Annotated in this window: 1 protein-coding gene and 1 pseudogene; both read left to right on the top strand. The window is 41.8% G+C overall.

From position 1 onward, the window contains the following. Positions 1–142 precede the first annotated feature (142 nt). Positions 143–490: an NADH-quinone oxidoreductase subunit K gene (locus MICAI_RS16350; protein WP_002796737.1), complete on the top strand. Its 348-nt coding sequence runs from the start codon at positions 143–145 to the stop codon at positions 488–490. After that, a pseudogene (locus MICAI_RS16355) lies at positions 487–858 on the top strand (cation:proton antiporter); the annotation flags it as partial. The gene MICAI_RS16350 and the pseudogene MICAI_RS16355, both read left to right, overlap by 4 nt.

An 858-nucleotide genomic window follows, 5' to 3' on the forward strand; every position in this document is an offset into this window, starting at 1 on the left:
GGAAACCAGTTTTAGGGATAAGTATAATTACTCACTTGCATAAATGAGATGCTCCCTGAGAATTTTTTGATCAATTGGGACTCGATCGAGGATAATTAGAAAAAGTATTTTGACTCATAACCAAATCTAATCAAGAAGCCCAGTGACGATTCCCCTGCTAGAGTTGTTTGTATTCGCCACCGTTTTGTGCGGATTTTTAGGAACATTCCTGAAAAAAAACTTAATCATGAAGATTATCGCCATGGATGTCATGAGTACCGGCGTTATCGCCTACTATGTGGTGATTTCTTCCCGTGACGGTTTATTTACTCCCATCCTCGGTACAGTTAAACAGCAAAATTACGCCGATCCTGTACCCCAAGCAGTGATTTTAACAGCGATCGTCATCGGTTTTTCGATTCAGGCGTTAATGCTGGTGGGAGTGATGAAATTAGCCAAAGATAACCCCACCCTCGACAGCAGCGAGATAGAAAAAAATAACACACCATGAATACTTTAACGATCGCTTGGATAAGTTTACCCTTTTTGATCGGCTTTATCATCTATTTATTGCCGCGATTAGACAAATATCTGGCTCTCGCCGCCACTATTATCTCTCTCGCCTATTCTCTCCTTCTATTTAGCCAATCCTCCCCCATAACCCTCAACCTACTGGATAATTATGGCGTGAAACTGGTAGCCGATCAGTTAAGTGCCTATTTTATCCTCACTAATGCCCTAGTGACGATGGCGGTGATCCTTTATAACTGGGAAAGTAGCAAAACCGCCTTTTTTTACGCCCAAGCTATCATTCTCCACGGCAGCATTAATTCTGTCTTCGTCTGTGAGGATTTTATTAGCGTTTACGTTGCCTTAGAA

Source organism: Microcystis sp. T1-4 (genome assembly GCF_000297435.1).
Classification (GTDB): Bacteria; Cyanobacteriota; Cyanobacteriia; order Cyanobacteriales; family Microcystaceae; genus Microcystis.